The organism is Idiomarina sp. 28-8 (genome assembly GCF_000320945.2).
GTDB classification, from domain to species: domain Bacteria; phylum Pseudomonadota; class Gammaproteobacteria; order Enterobacterales; family Alteromonadaceae; genus Idiomarina; species Idiomarina loihiensis.
The window spans coordinates 86,118-110,795 of record NZ_DF266792.1; the positions used below are offsets into that span (position 1 = coordinate 86,118).

At 48.0% G+C, this 24,678-nt stretch carries 18 protein-coding genes; 12 read left to right on the forward strand and 6 right to left on the reverse strand.

All coding sequences use genetic code 11. From position 1 onward, the window contains the following. Positions 1 to 20: 20 nt before the first annotated feature. From RJ32_RS10645 to RJ32_RS10680, 8 genes are all read left to right on the forward strand, one after another. Positions 21 to 407 (forward strand): LysR substrate-binding domain-containing protein, encoded by a 387-nt coding sequence (locus tag RJ32_RS10645; RefSeq protein ID WP_235598948.1) that lies wholly within the window; start codon positions 21 to 23, stop codon positions 405 to 407. A 127-nt stretch (positions 408 to 534) separates the two neighbouring features. Beyond that, positions 535 to 1,074, forward strand: a complete 540-nt coding sequence (locus RJ32_RS10650) for a hypothetical protein (protein ID WP_235598949.1) — start codon at positions 535 to 537, stop codon at positions 1,072 to 1,074. 20 nt (positions 1,075 to 1,094) lie between these two features. Then, entirely contained in the window at positions 1,095 to 2,378 is a 1,284-nt protein-coding gene (locus RJ32_RS10655; protein WP_034822138.1) for a hypothetical protein, read from the forward strand. 21 nt (positions 2,379 to 2,399) lie between these two features. Further along, on the forward strand, positions 2,400 to 3,833 hold the full coding sequence (locus RJ32_RS10660) for a hypothetical protein (RefSeq protein WP_034822141.1): 1,434 nt from the start codon (positions 2,400 to 2,402) through the stop codon (positions 3,831 to 3,833). Between the two features lie 41 nt (positions 3,834 to 3,874). Further along, positions 3,875 to 5,857, forward strand: coding sequence for an SUMF1/EgtB/PvdO family nonheme iron enzyme (locus RJ32_RS10665; RefSeq protein ID WP_034822144.1), 1,983 nt, complete (start codon positions 3,875 to 3,877; stop codon positions 5,855 to 5,857). 137 nt (positions 5,858 to 5,994) lie between these two features. Next, positions 5,995 to 6,765: a MotA/TolQ/ExbB proton channel family protein gene (locus RJ32_RS10670; protein ID WP_011235411.1), complete on the forward strand. Its 771-nt coding sequence runs from the start codon at positions 5,995 to 5,997 to the stop codon at positions 6,763 to 6,765. A 13-nt stretch (positions 6,766 to 6,778) separates the two neighbouring features. Further along, positions 6,779 to 7,837 carry a VWA domain-containing protein gene (locus RJ32_RS10675; protein WP_034822147.1) on the forward strand — a complete coding sequence of 353 codons (1,059 nt, stop codon included), beginning with the start codon at positions 6,779 to 6,781 and terminating at the stop codon, positions 7,835 to 7,837. Further along, on the forward strand, positions 7,837 to 8,787 hold the full coding sequence (locus RJ32_RS10680) for a vWA domain-containing protein (RefSeq protein ID WP_034822150.1): 951 nt from the start codon (positions 7,837 to 7,839) through the stop codon (positions 8,785 to 8,787). Before RJ32_RS10675 ends, RJ32_RS10680 begins: the two co-directional genes overlap by 1 nt. Here the strand turns inward: RJ32_RS10680 and RJ32_RS10685 are convergent. Next, positions 8,784 to 10,973 (reverse strand): OsmC domain/YcaO domain-containing protein, encoded by a 2,190-nt coding sequence (locus tag RJ32_RS10685; protein WP_034822153.1) that lies wholly within the window; start codon positions 10,971 to 10,973, stop codon positions 8,784 to 8,786. The genes RJ32_RS10680 and RJ32_RS10685 overlap by 4 nt on opposite strands. A 201-nt stretch (positions 10,974 to 11,174) precedes the next feature. On the opposite strand from RJ32_RS10685, the gene RJ32_RS10690 reads away from it, so the two are divergent. Next, entirely contained in the window at positions 11,175 to 12,584 is a 1,410-nt protein-coding gene (locus RJ32_RS10690) for a YdgA family protein (RefSeq protein ID WP_034822156.1), read from the forward strand. Between the two features lie 70 nt (positions 12,585 to 12,654). Here RJ32_RS10690 and kynU read toward each other — a convergent pair whose 3' ends face one another. Both kynU and RJ32_RS10700 read right to left on the reverse strand, forming a co-directional pair. Beyond that, positions 12,655 to 13,902 (reverse strand): kynureninase, encoded by a 1,248-nt coding sequence (gene kynU / locus RJ32_RS10695; protein WP_034822159.1) that lies wholly within the window; start codon positions 13,900 to 13,902, stop codon positions 12,655 to 12,657. Then, positions 13,899 to 14,738 (reverse strand): S9 family peptidase, encoded by an 840-nt coding sequence (locus RJ32_RS10700; RefSeq protein ID WP_034822162.1) that lies wholly within the window; start codon positions 14,736 to 14,738, stop codon positions 13,899 to 13,901. Before RJ32_RS10700 ends, kynU begins: the two co-directional genes overlap by 4 nt. Positions 14,739 to 14,928: 190 nt before the next feature. Between RJ32_RS10700 and RJ32_RS10705 the strand changes: the two genes are divergently transcribed. Continuing rightward, positions 14,929 to 17,286 (forward strand): TonB-dependent receptor, encoded by a 2,358-nt coding sequence (locus tag RJ32_RS10705; RefSeq protein ID WP_034822165.1) that lies wholly within the window; start codon positions 14,929 to 14,931, stop codon positions 17,284 to 17,286. A 66-nt stretch (positions 17,287 to 17,352) separates the two neighbouring features. Here RJ32_RS10705 and RJ32_RS10710 read toward each other — a convergent pair whose 3' ends face one another. From RJ32_RS10710 to RJ32_RS10720, 3 genes are all read right to left on the reverse strand, one after another. Continuing rightward, positions 17,353 to 19,047, reverse strand: a complete 1,695-nt coding sequence (locus RJ32_RS10710; protein ID WP_034822167.1) for an alkaline phosphatase — start codon at positions 19,045 to 19,047, stop codon at positions 17,353 to 17,355. 91 nt (positions 19,048 to 19,138) lie between these two features. Continuing rightward, a complete protein-coding gene (locus RJ32_RS10715) occupies positions 19,139 to 20,410 on the reverse strand; it encodes a mechanosensitive ion channel family protein (protein ID WP_011235402.1) in 1,272 nt (423 codons plus the stop codon). Continuing rightward, positions 20,407 to 20,895: a DUF962 domain-containing protein gene (locus RJ32_RS10720; RefSeq protein ID WP_034822170.1), complete on the reverse strand. Its 489-nt coding sequence runs from the start codon at positions 20,893 to 20,895 to the stop codon at positions 20,407 to 20,409. The genes RJ32_RS10715 and RJ32_RS10720 overlap by 4 nt, the downstream gene beginning before the upstream one ends. Before the next feature lie 168 nt (positions 20,896 to 21,063). Between RJ32_RS10720 and RJ32_RS10725 the strand changes: the two genes are divergently transcribed. Next, entirely contained in the window at positions 21,064 to 22,983 is a 1,920-nt protein-coding gene (locus RJ32_RS10725) for a hypothetical protein (RefSeq protein ID WP_034822173.1), read from the forward strand. A 146-nt stretch (positions 22,984 to 23,129) separates the two neighbouring features. Beyond that, on the forward strand, positions 23,130 to 24,678 hold a 1,549-nt coding region (locus RJ32_RS15440), incomplete at its 3' end, for a methyl-accepting chemotaxis protein (RefSeq protein ID WP_034822176.1).

Here is a 24,678-nt window from a genome sequence, read left to right on the forward strand (position 1 = left end):
CTATTTGCGGTCCGGCAAATTTGGACGTATCCCACATTAAGGCTCCCGCCGATTTAGCCGGGTTACCCACTGTGCTGTGTTCGCCTATGCTGACCTGGAGTCTGCAGCATATTCACTCGGGTGAAAAGCAGGCTTATACGGCTACCGACAACATACGCTTAAAAGTGGATGACATGAGCTTACTGACTGAAGTGATAGCCGGTGGCATAGGCGTTGGCTTTATTCCCGACTACCACGCACAACCTTTGCTCGAGTCGGGCAAAATTCAACATATTTTACCGGACTGGAGCAACCAGGCTCGCGGGTGCGAAATGCTTTACAGAGACCGGGAGAATATTCCTTATAGGGTGCGTCTATTTATCGATTTTATGCTACAGCGTTTCCAGGGTAATAATGGAGTGATGTAAATAGCAGCAAACGAACGGCTTCCTCACAAAAATTTTACATTTACAGTTTATTTACATTCGCGAATATAATAACCTTAACTTGTTAAGGATAAGTAATACCCCTCAAGTCATTTTATAGGTTCCTACCGTGGATAAAATCAGTTCATCACTCATTAACTTCTTTGCATACGTGCCCGTGTGTTTTCTGGCGGTGTTGTGCTTGGGTAGTGGTGTGGCTGAAGCACAGGAAAAAAGCTATTCCGATTGCGCTTACATAGAGTTCGACGACGTCGACCCCAGCACGCTGACTCTGCAAGAACGCATTGCGCTTGAAGAGGCTGCGTTGTTTGCCTCTTTAGATGACTCTGCCGAGTGTATGGAAGAGGCCACTGCGTCGGCTTCCGGCAGCCTTGCTGATGCTGCCAGCGGCAGCGGTTCTGGTGCGGCGGGCGGTGCTTCGGGCTCTGATGGCAGCTCGGGTAATAGCGGCGCAAATTCGAGTGAGCAGCAACAACAATCTACATCTACGGCATCGGAAAGTTCGGTGGACACCAAAGATCATCCGCGTGGCAACACGGGTAGTGGCAGTTCGGCCGTGTGCGACGCTGTGAAAGAAGGCATGGCTTCGGCAACAACGGAAGCTGAGAAAGAGCATTTTAAAGGCTTAATGGCCGAGTATGGATGTTAATAATTAACGGAAGAAGAACCATGAATACACTAGCTCAACTAAAAAAACTAAAACGATTTTCAGTCGTTATGACGCTTTCTGCAATGTTTACATTAGCCGGCTGCCAGTCAACCCAAACTAATGTTACCAGCGTTGGCCCAAGCATGAATGGTCCGTCAGACTCTAAAGCCTTGGGCAAAGAAGAGCGTAGCTACAGTTACAACTCTGATATTTACCTTAATGTGGCTATTCCGGTGTTTGACCCGGGCTTGCCGAAAGACAGTTCCGGCAATATTGATGATGAAGCCATAGTTGAAGAAGACATTTGGCCACAGGTACGCCGTTTAGAAGCGAACCGTTTTGCGGTAAATACCCGCGAAGCACTTTCTGATACTAAAGCCTTTGGTGCTGTGAACGTCACTCCTAATGCTAACGTCAGTGCCGATGTTTATGTACTGGGCAAAATTAATTACTCAGACACCGAAACCGTTGAAATTGGTGTTCGTGTTATGGACGCCAGTAACCAAATTTGGGGCGAGGAAGAGTTTGAGTATCAGGTAGGCGCAGGCTTTTACCGTGATGCGCTAAGAAAGGGCGAGAACCCTTACGGCCCCATTTTTAAAAGCATTGCGGGTTATGTTTACGACTTGCTAATTCAAAAGTCTGAAGAAGAAAAGAAAACCATTCAGGCGGTTTCAGATATGCGTTACGCCTCTATGTACAGCCCTGAAGCCTTTGGTGGCTACCTGGGCGAGTCCAGCAGCTTTTTCTCGAACCGTTCAACTATTACATTGAACGGAGCACCGGCTGAATCGGATCCTATGTACCAACGGGTAAATGTGATTAAAGCGAAAGACCAGCAGTTTGTTGACTCATTACAGGACAGCTACGACACGTTTTACGCAACCACTCATGACGCATACCGCGCTTATCAGGAAGAGACTTTACCGGTTGCTATTGATATTCGCCGTAAGAAAGCAGAAAGAACCCGCGCGCAGGTTGGTGCGGGTATTTTAGCTACGGCGGCTATTTTGCTGGGTAAAAACTCGGGCTCTACTGCGGGGCAGGTGGCAAGTGCTGCGGCAGGTTTAGGTGCGGTTTACAGCTTAAGCGAAGCAATAAAAACCAACCGTGAATTAGGTACTCAACGCGCATTGCTTGATGAAATGGGACAAAACCTGGACATAAAAGTAACGCCGCAGGTGGTAGAACTTAATGACCAGAACATTGAATTAACCGGTACCGCTGGTGAGCAATACGCGCAATTACGCGAAAAGCTGAAAGAGATTTATGATCTCGAATCAACGCCGTTAACTCAGCTTTAATTCACTCAGGGAAAGGTAACGATGTCGTCTGTTGATCAGCAAATAGCAGAAAACCGTGCTAAAAAGAAAAAAATGATAGTAACCGGCGTAATTGCCTCTGTTTTTGTCTGTTTGCTGATTGGCGTTGTCGTTACTTTGCTCGCTTATTTCCCGGTTTCGGGTAACGCGCCGGTAGTCGCGGAAAAACAAGAGAAAAGCGAGCCGCAGATAAGCTCTGCTAACCAGGCAATAGACAGAAAAGCGCTGCAAACGGCCTTAAATGAGACCAATCAGCGCGTTTCTGAGCTTGTTGCTACCCCGTATATATCGACGTGGCAGCCCGCCAAAGTTGAGGCTTTTCAGGCCGACATAGCTCAGGCTTTTAATGACTATGGCGCCAGTAATTACGGCCAGGCGCAAACCACTATCGAGCAACTTAATACGGATATTGCAAACTACCAAAGCGCGTTTGAAAAGGCTTATAAACAACCTTATGCAGACGCAGCAAAAGCCTTTACTGCAGACGACATTGATGACGCCGCCCAGTTGAATGCTCAGGCTTTAAAGGTAAAAGGCGATTTTAGCGACGCGCTGGCGTTGCAGAAACGTATAGATACCTACCATGAAGTCGCTGATTTGTATGAACAGGCCAGAGTAGGCGGTGTAGAAGGCAATATAGAGAAGCAGCGTGCTGCTTATCAACAAATTCTGAAGCTTGATCCGCAACAGCAGGAAGCAAAGGCAGCCTTAGCGAAAGTGGAACAGCAAATTAAACAACAACGTTTTTCCCGTGCCTTGGCAACGGCGGTCAATGCCATTGATAGCAAGGACTTTGATCGCGCCCAGGAGGCATTAGCCAAAGCTTCGGCTATAGACAACAACCGGCCGGAACTGGCAACCCTGCAGGCGCAAATTGACGCTGAACTAAAAAGTCAGGGTGTGAAGTCGTTAGAAAAACGCATTCAGGTGTTTGCCGGTGCCGACGAATGGCAGACGGTACAGATGCTGGCAGAAAAGGGTTTGGTCGATTATCCGGACAGCCGGGTTGTGCAGCAGGCTAAACAAAGCGCGGAAGAAATATTAGCCGCCAGCAGTGCGCTGGATGTTTATATTGAAAGACCGGGCCGGCTTGCTGACAACAACATTCGCCAAAATGCCGTGAATGCGGTGTCCAAATACAGTGGGCTCACGCAATTGAGCGCAAAGCTGGGTGAAAAAATAAACCAGGTTGAGCAGCTTATTGAAAACGAAAATCAGCCCATAGATGTGACCATTCGCTCCGACAACCGCACTTATATAAAAGTACTGGGCGTTGGTGTTGTGGGTGAGGTAAGAGAGAAAACCATCCAGTTAAAGCCGGGTAAATACCAATTAGAAGGCCGCCGCGAAGGCTACCGCTCAACCATTGTCGATGTTGTGGTGGAGAAGTCGGGCACGCCAATTGTTATTAACGTTCAGTGTAACGAACGCGTTTAGCATAATTTAGCGTAGAATAATTAAAAAACAGGAGAGACTTCGTGGCCACACTTGACGAAGCCATTGAGAAAGGACGACGTAAACGACGGTTAATGGCTATTGGCTTCTCGGTCAGTATTCTTGCACTGCTGGTTATTTATTTTGGCTGGCTGTTTTTAACCAAAGGCTACAGTTTTACTGTAAAGCCAGCAGAAGCGGCGCAAACTCAGCGCTTTGCGGTTAATTCCGGTATTGGTTTTTTCATCGACAATAAATATTACGCGGTAGGCTCTGGTGGCCTTGTAGCCGTGTCTGCCGACAAGTACCAAAGCAAAGAAGTGCAGGTAAATGACAACAGCCCTTCAACCATTGAAGTTGAGCTGGAGCCTAAGCCGGCAAAAGTGACGATAACAACAGAGCCGGGCGCAAATGATATTGTCTGGTCAGTTAACGGTGAGCAGCGAGAAACAGCTTCTACCTTTGAGGGGGAATTTGCTCCCGGAACTTATACGGTGTCGGCCTCGCATCCGGCTTACGAGCCTGCTTCAGTGGCAATTGAGGCGTTAATAGACGGTAAGGTTGAAGAGCAAATTCGGCTAACCCCTATTAGTGGCACTATCTCTATTAATTCCAGCCCGGCTGGCGCGTCGGTTACCCTTGACGGCAAAGAGGTTGGTTCAACACCGGTAACCGTTGCTAAAGTGGGTGGCGACTACCCTGTGGTGGTGAATTATCCGGGGTATGAACCGGTAACGGACACCGTGTCTTTAACCGTGCGCAATAAAGAACCTAAGCGTAATTACCGTCTTCAGCCAGTGCAGGCAACCGTTAATGTTTCGGTGAGTCCGAAGGGCGGAGCGTTGCTGGTTAACGGCGCACCGGCAAAAAATCCAATTAGCGTTGATGCCAATAAAGAACACGTTATTCGTTACGAAAAGGCTGGCTACATTAAGCAAAGCCGGACCATTAAGCTGGGTCCAGCCGAAAACCAGCAGCTGACCTTTAACTTAGACCCGGAAATGGGTGACGTAGCTTTTACCGCCAACGAACCCAGCGACCTGTACATTAACGGACAAAAGCAGGGCGTTACGCCGCTTCGCACCAAGCTACAGGCTTTACCGTCAGAAGTTGAGTTTCGTAAAACCGGTTACCGTACGGTCAAGCAAGAGTTTCAGCCAAGCAGCGAGCGGCTGGTGAACGTAAAAGCCGAGATGCTGCGCGAGTTTGATGCCAGAAGAAAAGAAGGCAAGCCGTTGTTTGTCAGTACTTTGGGCATTGAAATGAACCGTCTGTCGCCGAAAAAATTTACTATGGGCTCGCCGGTTAATGAACCTAGTCGCGGGCGCAATGAGCACCAGGTGAAAGTGGATTTCTCGCGTGATGTATGGATATCGCGCCATGAAATTACCGAAGCGCAGTTCGCCGCGTTTAAAGGCTCGGGCAGCAAAACTAAAATGCCGGTCACCAATGTGTCCTGGGACGAAGCTGCTTTATTTACTAACTGGCTGAGTGAACAGGAAGGCTTGCAGCCTTTTTATAAAATCAGTAATGGTAAAGTGGTAGGAACCGATGCGAGCTCGCGTGGTTACCGCTTGCCGACCGAAGCCGAATGGGAATACATAGCCAAAATTAATCGCAGAGCCGACTCCACTATTTATGTATGGGGCAGTCAGGATCACCTGCGTGACAAGCAGGGCAACTTTGCCGATGAGTCAGCAAAAGGTCAGCAAACTTTCATTTTACGTGGCTACAATGACGGTTTTGCCGGTAAAGCACCGGTAGGCAGTTTTAAAGCAGAGCGCGGCGGTTTTTTTGACTTAGACGGTAACGTCAAAGAATGGGTGCACGACAGCTACACTTTAAACCCTCCCGACCTTGACCGGGTTTACACCGATTACCTTGGTGCGGCTCGCGGCAATGGAAATGTGGTAAAAGGTGCGTCTTATAAAACTGGACGGTTGAAAAATATTCGTGCCAGCGTTCGCGACGGCGAAAGCGCTTCGGCAGAGGATATCGGCTTTAGAATAGCCCGGTATCATGAGTGATGAGGAGAAACATCATGAAGAAACGCGTGATTTTGGGCGTCATACTGCTGGCTTTGGCCGGCAGCGCGACGGCCTACTTTGTGTCTTTGGATGCACCACAAGATTTCCCCACCAACATTTAACGCCCGGAATGCATAATGTCTAAAAATAATACGCTTTCAATGAGCCCTAACTTTTTTGTCAGTGGTGGTGTGCTACTGGCTATTTTTACCCTGATACATTTGCTGTATGCAGGACTTATTCGCCCGGCGGCCGAAGTGGCAATGGCAGAGAAAGGGACAGAAGCTTTAACTGCATTTTCGGTCATCTTCAAAGATGTTGAACAGCAGGTGTGTATTTCGCTTATGTTGTTCTGCTTATTCCTTATGCTGTACAAGCTGTGGCGGCTAATTGACGAAGAAGAAATTTATTCGCGCGACTTACTGGAAAGCTACGACAAGTCGGAAGCGCTGGACGTTGATGCGGCATTAAATGATTTAGAAAGCTCGGCCTATAAAGAAACCCCCGCATACAGCACCTGGATTAACTGTATTCGTCGTTTTAAGAACACCAAAAACGTTCAGCATGCGGCTGACACCATCGAGTCGTCGGTAGACAATATTGCCATTCAGTTAGAAAGCGGCAACAACATGATCCGCTACATTATCTGGGCTATTCCGTCTATTGGTTTCGTGGGTACGGTTCGCGGTATTGGCTCGGCGCTGGCGCAGGCCGACAAAGCACTGGATGGTGACATTGCCGGTATGACTGCATCGCTGGGTGTGGCTTTTAACTCAACTCTGGTGGCACTGTTCATTTCTTTGATTCTGATGTTATTTATGCACTTGCTGAATAGCCGTCAGGACAAGATGGTGATCCGTACGCAAGAGTCCTGCGAGAAACACTTGCTGTCTCATTTACACAGTTAATTGAGCGACTCAGATGCGACGAACACGCCAGGCTGGCGACGGCTTTAATTTATCTTTTCTGGATGTCATGGCATGCGGGCTGGGCGCCGTCATTCTTATTTTTATCCTGATAGATTTTAAAGCTTTTACGCCCGACCCTTCAGAAGAAAAAGAAAAGCTTGAGCAGGAGCTGGCGGCGTCAATGGACGAGCAGCAGCGTCTGAAAAAATCCATTGACGAAATTAATGACAAAATTGCGCTGGAGTCGGCTAAGCAGGAAGATTCCGAAGAAGCGAAAAACGACACCACCCAGGAACAAACCAAAGCTCTGCAGGACTTGTCGACTCAGTTGGCCGTAGTTGCCGATCTGGAAAACCAGTTAGCGGCCTTGTCCAAAGAAGTTGAGAAGTCAGCAAACGTTGAGCTTTCGGGTACGGGTGAGCAGAACTTTATCACCGGCATGAAAGTGGAAGGCGAGCAAATAGGCATTCTGGTGGACAAGAGCGCCTCCATGATGGGCGACAACTTAATTGACGTGCTGAGCAAACTGGCTTTAAGCGACAGCAAAAAAGTGTCTACTGCTAAATGGATAAGGACACGGCGGGTTGCACAATGGTTGCTGGCACGGCTGCCGCAAACCTCAAAAGTGAGCGTGGTGACTTTTTCCGATACCGCCAAACGACTGGGCATGCGTAATGTGAGTACAGCATCAGTCAGTGGCTCTATGAATTCTATTGTGAAGGACTTAGGCGCGGTTGTGCCAGAGGGCGGCACCAACCTTCAGCTGGGCATTAGTACGTTATTTGAGACGAACCCGGATATTACCGACGTGTATATTGTAACGGATGGCCTGCCAACTCTGGGTGACGGCCTGCCGATTTCCTGTCGTAACTTTATTTCGACGAAAAAGTCCATCTCCTCAGACTGCCGTCAGGCATTGATGGTTGAGACCATCAAGCGCGCGCCTAAAGGCGTTCGTTACAATATTATTCTTCTGCCGATAGAAGGTGACCCCTACGCTTCACCGCTATACTGGAACTGGTCGCGGGTCAGCGGCGGCACATTCTTATCACCTGCTCCGGAGTGGCCATAATGAGAAAAATTCAGCGTGCGCCAATAGAGGTTTTTAACCTCTCTTTTCTGGATATTATTTCCTGTGCTTTTGGTGCGGTGATTATGCTGGTGTTGTTAGCGAAAAATGGTACCGAAGACACCGAGCGTGGGCCAGCTAACCTCAGTACCTTAGTTGCAGAAGTATTGCAGGCGCAGCAGTCGGTGGAGGAGCTTCAGGGAGCTTTATCAGACAAACAGGATGAACTGTCCGCTGCCGAGCAGAAAACGGCGTCAGTCACCGAACAGGAAAAGAATTTAGAAAGCTCTATTCCGCGGGCACAGAAAACCCTGCAACAGTTGCAGGATAAAGCCTCGTCGTTAAGGGCTGAAATACGGCAAGCCACCGCAATGCTAAACACGCCGAACAGCACTGACACACCGGATGATGACGTAGGTGGTATTCCAACCGACGCTGAATACGTAGTTTTTGTTATTGATAATTCCGGGTCTATGTCGGGGGGCCGGGGCTGGAACCGGGTCATTAGCGTAGTTAACGACATTATAGAAAGTCACCCAAAAATGAAGGGCTTCCAGATTATGGCTGCCGACGGTGACTTTATGTTCAGCAGTAAAGCGGGTGACTGGTTACCTGATAGCAAACGGTTCAGACAAATGGCCATGCAACAAATGCCAAACTTTACCGGCGGTAAAAGTGCGCCTGAGCTGGGTATTCTGAAAGCCATTAACCTTTATAAAAAAACCAAGGGCACAACCAGCTTGTACGTTTTTGGTGATGACTACCGCGCCAGTGACTTAGACGCCATAGTTCGGCAAATAACCAGCCAGAACCAGGGAGCCGATGGCAAGCCGGTAATGCGTATTCATGGAATAGGCTTTAGCCGTGCACAAGGCAACGCAGAAACCTTCGCTGCCTTTATGCAGGCTGTTGCTAAGCGTAACCGCGGCGCCTTTGTCGGGCTGAACTTTTAGTTTTGAACCTGCCGTTCAGCCCGTGCCGCATGCAGCTTTTTGTAGCTTTCTATTAAGCGTAAATGTCTGTCCAGACCTTCAAGCTGCATATTGGTTGGTGTCAGGCCGTAAAAACGTGTGGTGCCTTTAACAGAGCCTATAACGGCCTCAATGGTCTCTTCACCGTACATGCGGCCTAAGTTGTAGCGGTAGTCTTCTAATTCCAGTTCTTCGTCCAGAGTAATTTCCAGCACGGCCTCAACAGCACGATAAAACAGCGTGCGCTCAACGGTGTTGTCGTTGAATTGCAGGAACATTTCTACATATTCGAAGGCGTCGTCATGGCGTTGCAGTGCAAGGTAAATTAGCAGCTTCAACTCGAGAATAGTGAGCTGGCCCCAGACGGTGTTTTCATCAAACTCAATGCCAATCAGGGTGATAATATCCATGTAGTTATCAAGCTGACTGTCTTCCAGGCGTTCGACCAAGTCTTCTAACTGATCATCGGTTAAGCGGTGCAGGTTGAGAATGTCTTCACGGTATTGCAGAGCAATATTGGTGTTGTCCCAAATAAGGTCTTCCACAGGGTAAACTTCAGAATAGCCCGGTACCAGAATACGGCATACCGGCGCGCCTAAATCTTCATGCACGGCTACGTAAGCTTCTTTGCCCATGTCCTGCAAAATACCAAACAGCGTATCGGCTTCTTCCTGGTTAGAGCCGCTGAAGTCCCACTCAACGAATTCAATGTCGGACTTAGCGCTAAAGAAACGCCAGGACACCACACCCGACGAATCAATAAAGTGCTCAACAAAGTTATTTGGCTCGGTTACGGCCATGGAGTTGAAAGTTGGTGCCGGCAGGTCGTTTAAACCTTCAAAGCTGCGGCCTTGCAATAACTCGGTCAGGCTGCGCTCTAGCGCCACTTCAAAGCTTGGGTGCGCACCAAACGATGCAAAAACACCGCCGGTTCGTGGGTTCATTAAGGTAACACAGGCCACCGGGAACTGACCGCCCAATGATGCGTCTTTAACCAACACCGGGTAGCCTTGTTCTTCTAAGGCTTTTATTCCTTCAAGAATATTCGGGTACTTGTTAAGCACCGCTTGGGGTACGTCCGGTAGGGCAATTTCGTCTTCAATAATGTGCTTTTTAACCGCGCGCTCAAAAATTTCTGATAAGCACTGAACCTGTGCTTCGGGCAACGTGTTACCCGCACTCATACCGTTACTTAAATACAGGTTTTCAATTAAATTCGACGGAAAATAAACCGTCTCGCCGTCGGAATGACGCACAAATGGCAAGGACACAATACCGCGGTCAGCACGGCCTGAGTTAGTATCAATTAAGTGTGAACCACGCAGTTCACCTTCCGGGTCATAAAGCTCACGGCAGTACTCATCGAGGATCTCCGCGGGTAGCTCGTCGTTCGCGCCGGATTTAAACCATTTTTCGTTGGGGTAGTGTACGAATTCGGCGTTTGCTATTTCTTCACCAAAGTACTGGTCGTTATAGAAGAAGTTGCAGCTTAAACGTTCAATAAACTCGCCCAGTGCGGAGCATAAAGCGCTTTCTTTGGTGGCGCCTTTGCCATTGGTAAAGCACATAGGGGAGGCGGCATCGCGAATATGCAGCGACCAGACATGCGGGACAATATTACGCCAGGAGGATATTTCTATCTTCATGCCCAAATTGGCCAGTATCGCCGTCATGTTAGCTATGGTTTGTTCCAGCGGTAAGTCTTTGCCTTCAATAAAGGTTCGGCTGTCGCTGTCCGGGCGTATGGTCAGTAACGCCTGAGCGTCCTGAGTAATGCTTTCAACGGCTTCGACGTCAAACTCTAAATCGTTTTCTATAACGCGCTTAACAGCACAACGCTCGGCTGCACGAATAATGGCTTTGCGGTCTTTCTCGGAAATATCGGCCGGTAACTCAACCTGAATTTTAAACAGCTGCTTGTAGCGGTCTTCGGGGTCGACAACGTTGTTTTGTGAAATACGGATATTTTCGGTTGGAATATCGCGTGTGTCGCAATAAAGTCGAATGAAATGTGCCGCACACATAACCGAAGACGCCAGAAAGTAGTCAAAAGGGCCGGGGGCGGAGCCGTCGCCTTTGTATCGAATAGGCTGATCCGAAATAACCGTGAAGTCATCGAATTTTGCCTCAAGGCGCATATTGTCGAGAAAGTTTACATTGATTTCCATTTAAGGGGCACCGCGGTTGATAAGTTGACTGCTGTCAGCGAGCAATAGACGCCATTATCCCATTTTTTTACTTATTGATCATTATCCGCGTGGGTTTCATTAACCTTCCTTTACACTCAAAAACTTTGCCGTTATTAAAAAGTTTCTGTATCATTTACAACATTATAATTACAATCCAGCCCTATAAATGAAAGGTATATTATGAATAAGAAAGGACTCCTTGGTGGCGTCGGTATCGTCATAGTTGCAGGCGCTCTAATTGGCCCTAAATTCGTTGGCCCTCAAGTTGAGGGTGCGTTAAAGCAACACGTGGAAGTGATAAATCAATTACCCGCTTATAACGCTCGTATGGTCTCGTTTGATAGTGGCTGGTTCGGTTCAACTGCAACAATATCGCTGGGCGTAGATTTCGGTTCTATTTACCCGGAAGGGTCAGCACCTGATGACTTGTCTTTTGAAGTGGTTATTGATGTTCAGCACGGTCCGGTTCTGACTCAATTTTCTCCTGGTCTGGGTATGGCTTCGTTTGAAGCTCATGCCAAGGACGATGGGTTACGTGAGTATATTGAATGGGAAGAGAACACGCCTTTTTATCACCTGACGGGTTCAGCAGGTTTTTTTGGTGGTGTTAGTTATGACGATGAAATTGTCGCGTTCAGTTCTAAACCGAATGATGAGCAAACGTCACTGACCTTTACTGGCTATGAAGGTGAAGGTTCCATTTCTTCGGATGAGTTCAGTTACGAAGGAAAACTGGAAGGCGCAGAAGGTCTTATTGAGGGCCAGGCTATCAGCATTGGTGAGTTTGAAATAAGCACTGAAGCTAAAGGCAACATGCTGGAAATTGTGAAGGGCGAGCTTTATGAAGGCGAAATGTCTATGAAGCTTGATAAAATCATTGTAGGCCAGCCGGATGATGTCGACCTGTTTGAATTGAAAGATCTTGGAATTGAATTCGTTAGTTATTTCAGCGACGACAAAGAAAGCATGAATATTGATATGAACTATTCTGTAGAGTCGCTGAAAGCCGAAGACTTTGACCTTGACGATCTGAAGTTAAAGATGGCTTTTAATAACATCGATTCTGAGTTCTTGCTTGCTTATAACCAAATGATGCAAAAGATTTATGACCAGAACCCCGACGAAATAGAAGTTGCGACGCAAAAGCTGGTAAAGGAAAACCTACCTAAGTTACTGCAGGCAGAGCCTGAGTTCGTTATTAGTGAATTTAGCGGGAAAATGGAGCCGGGCGAATTTAAAGGTGATCTAAGCGCTAAATTGGCGGGTGTAAACCAAATGCCGGACAATATGGAAGACACGCAATTCTGGCTTTCCAGCCTGATTGTTGACTCATCCATTGCTATTGATAAGCCGTTGTTGAAATGGGTTGCTGAACAGCAGATGTTGTCAACAATGCGTATGCAAATGCCTGGTGCCGATGAAGCTGAACTGCAGAAAATGGCTGAACAACAAGCACCAATGATGATTGATATGTACATACAACAAGGTTTGCTGAAGGAAGAAGACGACGAGTACCGCAGCGAATTCCAGATGGAAAACGGTGAAGGTGTACTGAACGGTCAGAAAATTCCAATCGCGAAAATGATGTAATTATTGTTTGGTGATAAAAAGATGGTAATGAAAAGCCTCAGCCGAATACATCGGCTGAGGCTTTTTTGTTTCAGGTTACGGTATTACGACTTTGCCAACGAGAATCGAGATGTTCTTTGGCTTCAATAACTTGCCGCAACTGCTCAATGGCCTTCCAGATATCTTCAAAGCTGTTATAAAGAGGGGTAAACCCAAAGCGGATATAATTTGGGGCACGAAAGTCAGCTATTACGCCTCTTTGAATAAGTGCCTGACATAACCCATAAGCGTGCTCGTAACGATACGACAACTGACTGCCTCGCTGTTCACGTTGCTGTGGAGAAATAAGCTGTAGGCTGCTACCCAGTGCCGCGTCTTCTAATAATTGATGAAAAACCTCAGCCAGCTGTAAAGACTTTTCTCTTAACTTTTCCAGGTCCACATTCTCAAAAGCTTCGAGCGCCGAGTCGATCGCGGCCATAGCGAGAATGGAAGGAGTGCCGGTTAGCATTTGTTGAATGCCGTTAGCGGGCTCGTAGTCTGGTGTGAAATCAAACGGGCGGGCATGTCCGAACCAGCCGCTTAAAGGCTGACTCATATTCTGATGATGGCGTTTTGCGGCATAAATAAAGGCTGGCGCGCCGGGGCCGCCATTTAGATATTTGTAAGTACAGCCAACCGCAAAGTCTGCTTTCCAGTCGTCCAGGTGCACGGGCATTGCCCCTGCGCTGTGGGCTAAATCCAGAATAACCAGGGCTCCGTGGCTGTGTGCGCTGGTAATAAGTTGTTTAGCGTCAAGCCGTCTTCCGGTTCTGAAATTCACTTCAGTTGCTAAAACTATTGCGGTTTTATCGTCAATCTGTTGCTCCAGCTCGTTTTCATCAACCAGCTTTAGCTGACAACGGTGTTCACCAAAAAACTGTGAAATTCCCTGCACCATGTATAAGTCTGTCGGGAAGTTGTCTTTGGTGGATAGCACTATGTTGCGGTCGGAATCCTGACGTTGCGCGATGGTTAGTGCCGCTGCCAGTGCCTTAAATAAGTTGACCGATATTGAGTCACAGCAAATGGTTTGCTCCGGCTGTGCGCCAATAAGGCTGGCAATTTTCTCGCCGACGCTTTGCGGCAGATTAATCCAGTCATGTTCGTTCCAGCTACTGATAAGATCCTGCGACCACTGCTGCTGAATAACCTGCTGTAAGCGGGTTGCCGTTCCTTTGGTCATGGCACCCAACGAGTTACCATCCAGATAAACCTTATTAACCGGCAACTGAAATTGTTCACGGTGCAGGGCAAAGGGGTCAATGCTGTCGAGTTCTTTTATGTCAGTAAGGTTCATGGTTTTAGCTCTTTGTTCAGTCGCTGAATAATGGCTTCCCACGCGGAGGAATTCGGGTGTATCAAGTCAAAATGACCTGCGCCTTCAAGTTGTTCTGTTTTTACGTCGAGATCGGCGGTTTGGCTCATGGGGACAATTTTGTCTTTGGTACCCTGCATCAGCCAGGTGTTGGCGTGGAGCTTTTGTGCTTTGGGGCTGGCAGTACGGTAGTCCTCTTCGCTGGTGTAAGCTGTTTTCATTAAGTTGCTGGCGGCGCGGTTACAACTGCCTTGCGCCTGAGTGTAACTGACCATATTAGTAATGGCGGCCAGACCAATAACTGCGTTTATACTTTCAGCCGAGGGCGTATTCCGGGTGGTAGCCAGAAGTGCGAGGTGCCCACCGGCAGAGTGGCCCATAACCGCTACCGGCTGGTTATTGAGCTTTTGCTGTATAAAGCGAATTGCGGTTTTCACGTCATTGAGACTCGCTGGCCACTCTCCGCCTTGCTCGCCCAAACGGCGATATTCAACAGACCAGACATTAAAGCCGGCTGTTCTCATTGCGCTGCTTGCCGGGTTGGTGTGAGTAATATCGTATTCTTTTAGCCAGCAACCACCGTGAATAAAAATCACATTAGCGGCCGTGTCTGGCTGCTTTGGTGCATTCCAATACTGAATAAACTGGGAGGGGTGAGAGCCGTAACTGTAGCTGTTATCGGGGCTGCCGGAAGGCAGTTCGAGCACTGACTGGAAAGACACTTGCTGCAAAGAATTGTCACCAGCAGAGGCATGAGAATAAGTCAGGCAGAAAATAATAAGCGCGCAGACTGCCAGTTTTGGAGGAAGCTTTATCAAGTAATACCACCCGCTTTAATGTTTTTAAATATAAAGGACTAGAGACCATACAAGTATTTATAAGGCGGCTCAACAAAATTGACAGATCAGCAACAAATGCGTCATTTATTCGTCATCGTATCGTCAACTGACCTCAGTACATTAGCCCGGCGTTAACGCGTTAACCACTCACATTAAGGTTTTAAGGGTTATGACTACTTATAAGAAAACATCGGCATTACCGTTCCCAACAAATAAAGTATTAAACTCTGTTGTTGCTGCGCTTTGTGCGTTAAGTGCGCCGGTTGCTTTTGCGCAACAGGACACCTCAGATGAACTTGAGCGAATTGAAGTGACTGCACAAAAGCGTGTGCAGTCTATTAATGATGTGCCTGCCAGTATCAGTGCGTTTGAAGGAAGCCGTCTGGACGAGCTGGGCTTAAACGAACTGGATATGATTTCCGATCTGACGCCGGGTTTGGTTATTCAGGAACAAAGCCCGAATAACCCTGGTTTTGTTATTCGTGGCATTACCTCAGACAGCGGTTCGGCTCAGGCATCTCCGCGGGTGTCGGTTTATTACAACGGAGTGGATGTCTCACGCTCACGTGGCTCCTACTTTGAACTGTTTGATATAGAGCGTGTTGAGGTGGTTAAAGGCCCGCAGGCAACGTTATTTGGTACGGCTGCATCGGTTGGCGCCATTAGTGTCATAACTCGTAAGCCAGAGCCTGGCTTCTCCGCCGAGCTAAGCGCTGGTGCAGGAAATGAATCTCAGAAACGACTGGGTGGTTTCATTAATGGTGGTAGCGAGTTAGTCAGTGGACGGCTGGCGTTCAGTTACCGCGAACGCGACGGGTTTATTGAGAACATTGCGCCGGGTCAGGACGACATGAACGGCGTTGACAGGCAAGCCTTGCGTGGTTCTCTTCGCTTTCAGCCCAGCGATGTGGTGACCGCTGACTTAATTTACAGCTATGAGAAAAACGAAGATACCGGAACCTCCTTTAAGAATGGCATTTTCGCGCCGACCGGCGGCGACACCAGCCCCTACAGTTTTGTTGAAATGACAGGTAGCCCTTACTCGGCCTCGGTATTAGGCCGTGAAAAGCTGGGTCTGGAAAGAACCGTCGATGACATTAATTTAACCGTAGACTGGACTATTAGCCCGCGCTTAAGCTTTACCTCGGTGAGTGGTTATCGCAGCTTCGACTCACTGGAAGTGTTCGACGCAGACGGCACCCAGGCATGGTTCCTGGAGTTTGGGGAAGATGCAGAAGGTGACCAGTTCAGTCAGGAGTTTCGCTTTAACTACGCCGGCGATAATCTCTTAATGCTGTGGGGCATAAATTACTTCACAGAAGACGGCAGCCAACGCGTACCGTTCAGCACAGAAGAATCTATTTTCCTAAATTGCGCCGGTGCTTTGCCAAGTGGTTTGCCTTGTATTAATGCTGACGGTTCGGTTAACCAGCTAACGCCGGTATTAACGGGTGGCGCTTTGCAGGAAATTCCATACGCAGGCGAGTTTACAAACTTTGGTGACAATGAGTCCTGGTCGGCTTTTGTCGATTTTACTTACCAGTTAAACGATAAAACCGAAGTTGCTGCGGGTATCCGCTATGTTTCAGAAGATCGTGAAAGTGGCTTTGCTGCGACCATGCCGAACAGCCAATTGCTGCCTTTGCTGGGCCTTCCAACACAAACCTTGTTGCCGACTGTTTCAACTGACGGCGAGGTATTTTCTGCAAGCAACAGTTCAGACGCCTGGTTACCTCGCTTTAATATTCTTTATAAGTTGAACGACAACAACAATTGGTTCGCTACAATTTCAAAAGGTCGGCGCTCTGAAGTTGTTGATGTAAGCTCGACTCTTGATGCAGAGGGTGAAGCAGTGGGGGATTTTGGTTTAATTCCGGCGGAAGTTATCTGGAATTATGAAACCGGCCTTAAAGGAAACTTAACCGAAAACCGTGTACGTTATTCTGCGTCGGTGTTTTATCAGGACTATTCAGACTTTCAGGTAACGCTGCAGGACGATTCGGGCAACTTTTACACCGCAAACGCAGGCTCTGCGACGAACTTTGGTGTCGAAACTGAAATTAATGCGAATTTAGGCGCAGGCATTGAGCTGTTTGGGCACCTGGCGTACCTGGATGCGAAAATTGATGACGACAGCACCAACGGCAGTTTAGCCGGCAACCGCTTCCGTCTTCAGCCTGAATGGACTTCAAGCCTTGGGGTTATATACGAGGCGGCGCTTTCCAGCCAATACGCATTGCGTGGCTCTGTAGTCGGCACTTATCGGTCTGAAGTGTTCTTTGAGCCAGAAAATGCGCCGGTAGCGGGTCTCGATATTAGCCAGGATTCAGTCTCTTTAGTGAATGCGTCGCTGGGTCTTTATAATGACTCTGCCGACTGGAGTCTGGCGTTGAAAGCAACCAACTTATTCGACAAAGAATACCTGGTTGATGCCGGGAATACGGGCGGAAGCTTTGGTAACCCAACCTTTATTGCTGGTCCACCGCGTTTGTTTTATTTAGAGTTTACCAAGAAGTTTGGTATGTAAAACTGTGCTAAAACGAGAAAAGGGAACCTGTGTCATGGTTCCCTTTTTTATTTTACGAGCTAGAAACTAACTTCCCGTGTAGCGCGCTTTGTGCTTATTCACTACCCGATAGTCTTTGCTGCGAATCGTGTCCACGAATACCCATTCTGCTTCTACCGCGTCCTCGGATGCAAAGAGATTCATATAACCACGCTGATGCAGGTTGGTATATTTTAAGTCTTCTATAAGCGTAGGGAGTGCTTTTGCCAGCTGTTCTGCAGTTTTTGTGTCCAGACTTAGGTAAGTTTCCATTCCGGGAGATGATACCGAAGACGTGGCAAACTCCACCCCAATGTGAGCTCCATCTGAACTGCGCAGCTCGCTGTGCCACGCGTTATGAGTGTCACCGGCAATAACCACCAGCTGTTTATTGGCTTTTTGCGCCGCCCGGTAGAGCATTTCTCGTTCAATGGGGTAACCGTCCCATGCATCAAGGTTATAGGGAGTAACCTGAGTGACCATTGCCTTTTGCTGGGCTGTTAACTCTTCGCCGTTCTGCAGGCGCTTTTTAAGCTCTGCTATTTGTAACAGCAGTGGTGTGACTTTACTGCGGTCATCTGCCGCGAATGCGGCCGAAGGAAAGTTCATTTTCCCCATAAGCAATTGTTGACCTAAAACTTGCCAGCGCGCTGAGCTGTTATTCAGTTTATTAACCAGCCACTGTAACTGCTTTTTGCCCATGATGCTGCGGTCAGAAGACATGTCCTGCTGGAATTTTTGGGTATTGAACTGACCGCTTTCTGCATCGCGGTAGTCGTCATAATTCAGCTGTTTATCACGTCCGATAACGCGGGTATCCAGCATGATCAAATCAACTAAGTCACCGAATTTGAAATCACGATAAATAGTGAGGTTGGCTTCGCCCTGTGGCGGACGAATAGGCAGCCACTCATAATACGCCTGAACTGCGGCTGCGCGCCTTTCAATAAAGCTGCCTTCATCTTCCTGGTGGTTTTCTGCACCGTTTTTCCAGGTGTCATTGCTAATTTCATGGTCATCCCACACGGCAATAAAAGGGGCATGTGCGTGCAGTGCCTGTAACCCTTCGTCGGTGCGGTAAAGCGCGTAGCGGCGACGATAATCAGTCAGGGTAAAAAGTTCTGTATTATTGTTGTCGGGTAAGCCGCGGCCAATTTCTTGCGAACCTTGGGTGGCGTAACCGCCTGCGCCATACTCGTAAATGTAGTCACCTAAATGAATGACCGCATCAATAGAATCGTCCTTTGCTGCTTCGGAGTATGGGTTAAAGTAACCGGCGGGGTAGTTAGAGCAGGAGAAAACCGCAAACTTCAGCGGTTTTAAGCCAGATTCAGGAAGCGTTTGCGTTTTGCCAGAGGGGCTTTTGCTGTTCTTACCTAAAAAACGATAGTAGTAACGCTGGTTTGGCGATAATTGAGTAACGTCGACTTTAACTGTGTAGTCTCTGCTGGCGCTTGTTGTGGCTGTTCCAGAACGAATGATACTTGAAAAGTTTTCATCGGCGGCCAGTTCCCAGCCCAGCGCTACTTGTTTTTCTGTACTATTTTCCGGCACGGCGCGCGTCCACAACAAAATGGCGTTTGAAGTTGGATCGCCACTGGCTACGCCATGGTCAAACTTGACGGAGCTGCGCTCACTGGTTTTGCCAACACTTGCACAGCCCTGTAATGCGGTTGATACGGTGACTGCTGCGCCCGTTGCTGCAAATAGCTTTAAAAAGTCACGTCGGTTAAATTGCTTCACTGTTTTACTCCATGCATTTTTCCCAGAGTAAAAGAAATTACTCCGTAAACATGAAGACTTAATGACAGTAAAGTGTTAGTTCAGTCTTAACTTATTCATCATCACTTTTGGGTTTAAGCTCCAGCGCTTGTACCGCCGAACGAACGTCCTGCCCTGAGGTTTCCTGAAAAACCTGTAAGTCAAATTGTGGCAGTATGGCAAACAAGTGATCAAAAATGTCGGACTGAATACCTTCGTAGATTTCCCACGCGGTATCGTTACTAAAGCAGTACACTTCAATGGGCAAACCCTGAGGCCCCGGGTTTAACTGACGAACCATCAGTGTCATTCCTTCGTGTATGTCGGGTCGCTGCTTGAGGTACTGTTTCACGTAGGCGCGAAAGGTACCAATATTGGTTACCTGACGTCCGTTTATAGGGTCGAAGCCTTTCTTTTCCAGACCCGCGTTCCATTCAGATATATCTTTTTCTTTTTGTTCCAGATAATCGCTAAGTAGCGAGAAACGTTTCAGCTTTTTCTTCTGCTCAGCGGACAAAAAGTGAATACTGTTCTGGTCAATGTATAACGCTCGTTTTATACGGCGTCCACCGCTTTCCTGCATGCCCCGCCAGTTTTTAAACGACTCGGAAATAAGACGTTTGGTGGGAATGTTCGTAATGGTTTTATCCCAGTTTTGAACCCTAACCGTATGCAGTGCCACATCAATGACATCGCCGTCAGCGTTTAACTGGGGCATTTCAATCCAGTCGCCGACACGAAGCATGTCATTAGATGAGAGCTGAATACTGGCAACCAGTGACAGAATGGTGTCCTGAAATACCAGCATGGCAACCGCACCCATGGCACCAATTCCTGATAGCAGAATAACCGGAGAGCGGTCCAGCAATGAGGCAATAATGAGAATAGTCGCCACCACATAGACCACTATTTTCGCAATTTGCAGATAACCCTTTATTGGCTTTGTATGCGCGTCAGGCTGACGACTGTATATTTCGTTAACGCTAGTCATGGCCGCGCTAAACGAACGCGCCAGAGTCAGGATGAGGTACGCAATACTGATGTTGCGTATGATTGTGGTGGCGGTTTCCGGTAAGTCCGGCACCAGATAAATACCACCGGACAGCACTAACGCAGGAACAACCTGAGCCAGGCGGCTGACAATAACGCGAATGCCTATACCCGGGTCACTGCCCAACTGGGTTTGAGACAGCAGACGGGAAATACCACGCAGTAAAACGTGTTTGGTCACAAGCTGAGACAACCAAACCGCTATAACAAGGAAAAAGCAGGCTCCAATTGTGTAGGCCCAGGGTTGGGTTGCCGCCCAATCATGAAACCACTGCGGGTAATCCAGTTCCATCATAATTTTTGTTCCACCGCTGCTTTTAAGTCCTTTCTAAAGCCCAACATAAATACGACTTCTGCTACGACGAATAAGGGGCCAATGGCTAAGCCCATAATATCATCAACAAAAGCCGGTTTGCGGCCTTCAAAATAATGGCCGATAAATTGAAATACCCAGCCGACAACAAACAGACCAATGCTCCAGCTAAGCCATAAGCTGGTTGGTAATGCGGCTATGTCGCGGCCAACTGACAGCGACAGCCATAGCAAAATGGTCATGAGCAAACCTAACTTGATATCCAGACGGATATAAAAAATAACCGCCGCCAGAACAACTAAGTTGGCGGGGGTAATCAAAAAGTAGTCCAAGGGTAGCGCAGGCCGTGATAATAAACTAATGATGCCGACAACAATCAGTGGAATACCGACAAGATGAGTCATGACATTCTTACGGTTCCGATGATAAGCCGCATACTGTGCCAGGTGATCAACGATGGTTTTCATAGTCTGTGCCGCTTGATAGCAAAATAGAGGCTTAGATTGCTACGCACATGGCTTGATGTCAATGGAGCTCAATGCTTTCAGGCTTTTATTTTTCTATTGCTCAGCAGTTAACTTACCGCTAACCTAAAGCCTTTATTTTTTATAGGCATATAGAGTAGGGGAAGTTCGGTGGCGTTTGATTACGGTTCGATTGATCTTGGATTAAAAAATCCGTTTAAAACAGAGGGCTTGGTAACCAGTATTCGTGGGGTTGTGCAATCGCTGTTTGGTGTATATTTGCTGGTAGCAGGTGCTGGTTCCGTAAAGCAAGATCCGATTATGGGGTGGGTGCTGGCTATTTTCGGTATTTCGCTTCTGGCAGTCGGCATTAAAGTACTGAGCGGCGGCATTATGGCAATGCTGCGTTACTTTGTTGGCCGTAATCACCCTACGTCACTGGCTCCTAACTTTAGTAAGTCTGAGCGCAGTACCGCGCAGGAAGAGTCGCGTTATGTTGCTTATAACGATCAGGCTCTGGAAGAAATGCTTATGGGCCGTAAAAACAGCACCTTTATAGAGCCCAAAGGCTTACTGGCGCGAATAGCTCACACGGTATTTCCAAAATTACTGTTTATGCCTTATCCCATTCGTAATATGGCGCAACGCCTGTTAGGCGCCTGGGTGCGTACTCTTACGGCAATGGTTGCGTTTGGCTTTGCTGCCTTTGTGTCCCTGGCTGGTTTTGCCGGAGATGCAGGCGTGCTGGCTTTCCCTGTCTACACTGTTTTATTGACGCTTTACATCATGCACGTATGGAAGGCCGCTGGTAAGGCGATATCCCGCGGGGCAGAGCAGACTATTGACTCTATGGGCAGTGGTGATTTGGTCAAGATTATTGCTTTCGCCTTGTTATTGCCTGTTGTGGTAGGGCTGGTGGTTAGCTGGTGGATGGCTTCAACAGACGTAACGGCGGCAACAGTTGAGCAATATTATGCGGCGTTGCCGGACTTTCATGCGGGTTGGTACTTATTTGGTATTTTTGTTGGTGCTTTAATTTGCACGGCTGTCACTGTGGTGTTGCTGAAAAGACGTTTAGCCCATGCGAATCCGGTTTCTGAAGTCTCTGAATTACGGGAAAACTGGCAGGAGTCGGTGCACCCTAAAGAGATTTTTATCAACCTGGACAATCTGGTCATGGCAAACCGTCGTTATCGCGAAGTGCCAAACCGTGTGTATCGTGAATTGGATCCTAACTTGCAGGAACACGTTGACGGCAAAGGAGCCTTTAGCGGGGAGATGATTCAGGAAATTCAGCCTCAGGTAAAACCTATGGGACTGGGCGGGTTATTTGATAAATCGCGCTTGGTCAGCTTGTTGCTGGGTAATAGCTTGTTCATTATCGGTGTGGTTTTTACGTTTTTCTTAGCCTATGCAACAGTCGATGTGGTCAAACTTCTTGATAGCATGAACTATAGGCTGACTGAAGAGACTCCCTATAGCGACTTAATGACCTTAGCAGGCGTAGTCATGACTGCCGTTCATTTTTATCTTATTGGCTATGTCCTGCGGGCATTTGCGGGTTTAGCCGCTAATATCGCGCATCTGTTTTATGCGGAAATTCAGTTTGAATCCATGCTTATTTACTTTAAGTGCGAAGGAACCTTTACTGAGTCTAAAATTTCAACCGGTACCGGTATTCACGACAGTACTCGCTCAGAAAATACGCTGGTTCGCAGTAGTATTACTCCCTGGGTTATCGTGTCACGTATTGTGTCGACAACTTTTGCTGCAACCGGAATGAAAAATCTGGAGCATCCGCGACATATTCTGGAAATGCATAAATCGGATGACGAAATGGCGTCTATCCGTAAGGATGTTATCGACTTCCTGAAAGACCGCGAGTCTATTGCTTCTATAACCAGTAATCGCGATTTGGGCAATGCCTCACAGATACATCAGTTAAATGAGCAGACCCGCGCCATTCCAACAGACCAGGACAGATTGCAGCAATCGCAGTCGAAGACTTCTGATGAAGAGGCCGCTGGTTACCTTCGTCAGCAGGAAGAATTGGGCTCAGACAACGACTCTGATACCGACAAAAATCGTTAATTTCCAACCTTAAAAACCGCAGGCGGGTGCGTTGCCCGTCTGCACCTGCTACCAAGGTCGTAGTGCAGCAGCATAAAGTTTCATGGAAACTGTTCGATAATTATACATGGTACGTTGCGTTTTTTACGCCTTACGGAAGCAGATAAATGTCCACAGTTGATGTGAAACCTCCTTTATTGATAACGGCTTTGGCAATAGCCGCCGGTGTCCTTGTCCTTGCTTTTGTGCCCTGGTTGTGGCTGCAGTTATGTCTGCAAAGCTTATTATTTATTGCCCTGAGCTGGTTTTATGCCCGTTATTTTAGCGCCGCCGGAATAGCGGATGATGAAGAGCCCTCTGAGGGAGACGGCACGGATCAGCTGGCCGAAAACTCCGGTAAAAATGCAATAGCAACGGCAGAGCTTAGTTTTGCGATAAGCCGTTTTAAATCCGTTTTGGCAGATATTGTCGAGCGTTTGAAAGAAAGTGTGGATAACTCGTCACGAGTGAGCGAACGGGCGAAGGGAATAGAAAGCTTTTCATCGGAAGTGGCTGTTGCTGCAGAGCAAACCAAGCAGATAAGCCACGAAGGCCGCGAGAGAATAAAGCAACTCACTCAGAAGATAGCTCTGGTAGTGGCGGACAGCCGAGAAAGTGCGGAAGCGGTCAGAGGTCTGCAGGCTAAAGCCGATGATATTCGTAAAGTGACCCAGGTTATTGACAGTATTGCAGAGCAAACCAACTTGCTGGCGCTGAATGCATCGATAGAGTCGGCGCGTGCCGGTGAACATGGTCGTGGCTTTGCGGTTGTAGCCGATGAAGTCAGAACGCTGGCCGGACGAACTTCGGATGCAACCGTAGAAGTGAGTAATTTGGTGGAAGCGATTCATAATGAAACCACGGTTGCGGTCAATAATATTGAGCAACTGTCAAAGCACATTGAACAGCAGTCGGAAACAACCGAGGGCATTATTGAACAACTGGCCAGCATTGTAGAACAAGCCGAAACCGTGGAGCAGCAACTGCAAAAAATTACCGGGTTAATGGGTGAGAACGCAGAGGATCTTTCCCGTAATGGTGAGCTTCTGCATTCTGTAAACTCAGACTTATCTGAACAATACCAGCAACTGGATGACGTAAGCGGGCAGGCCGAGCAACTGGAATTGCAGTCGGAGCAATTGTTCGCGCACTTGGTTGAAAATGATGCCGATGCTGAACATAAAGTGATTTACCAGGCCGCAACCGACGCCGCTAAACAAATTGGGCAACGTTTAGATCAGGCTATTGAGCAAGGCGAGCTGACGTCCTCTCAACTGTTCTCCCGGGATTATCAAGCGGTTCCCGGAACCGAGCCGGTAAAATACAAGACACCATACACGGAGTTTTTCGAGAGTATATTACCCGCTATTCAGGAGCCTACTCTGAAACGACATGAACACATTATTTACGCTATAGCCACTGACCCGAAAGGCTATGTAGCGCGGCACAACGATGCGTTTAATAAGCCGTTAACAGGTGATCCGAAGAAAGACCTGGTCGGCAACCGCTCGCGTCGGCTATTTAATGACAAAACCGGGGCACGTTGCGGAGCTCACACGCAAACGTTATTGTTACAGACCTACAAACGCGATACCGGCGAGGTTATGCACGACTTATCGGTACCCGTTTATGTAAATGGAAAACATTGGGGCGGCTTCCGTATCGGCTACAAGCCGC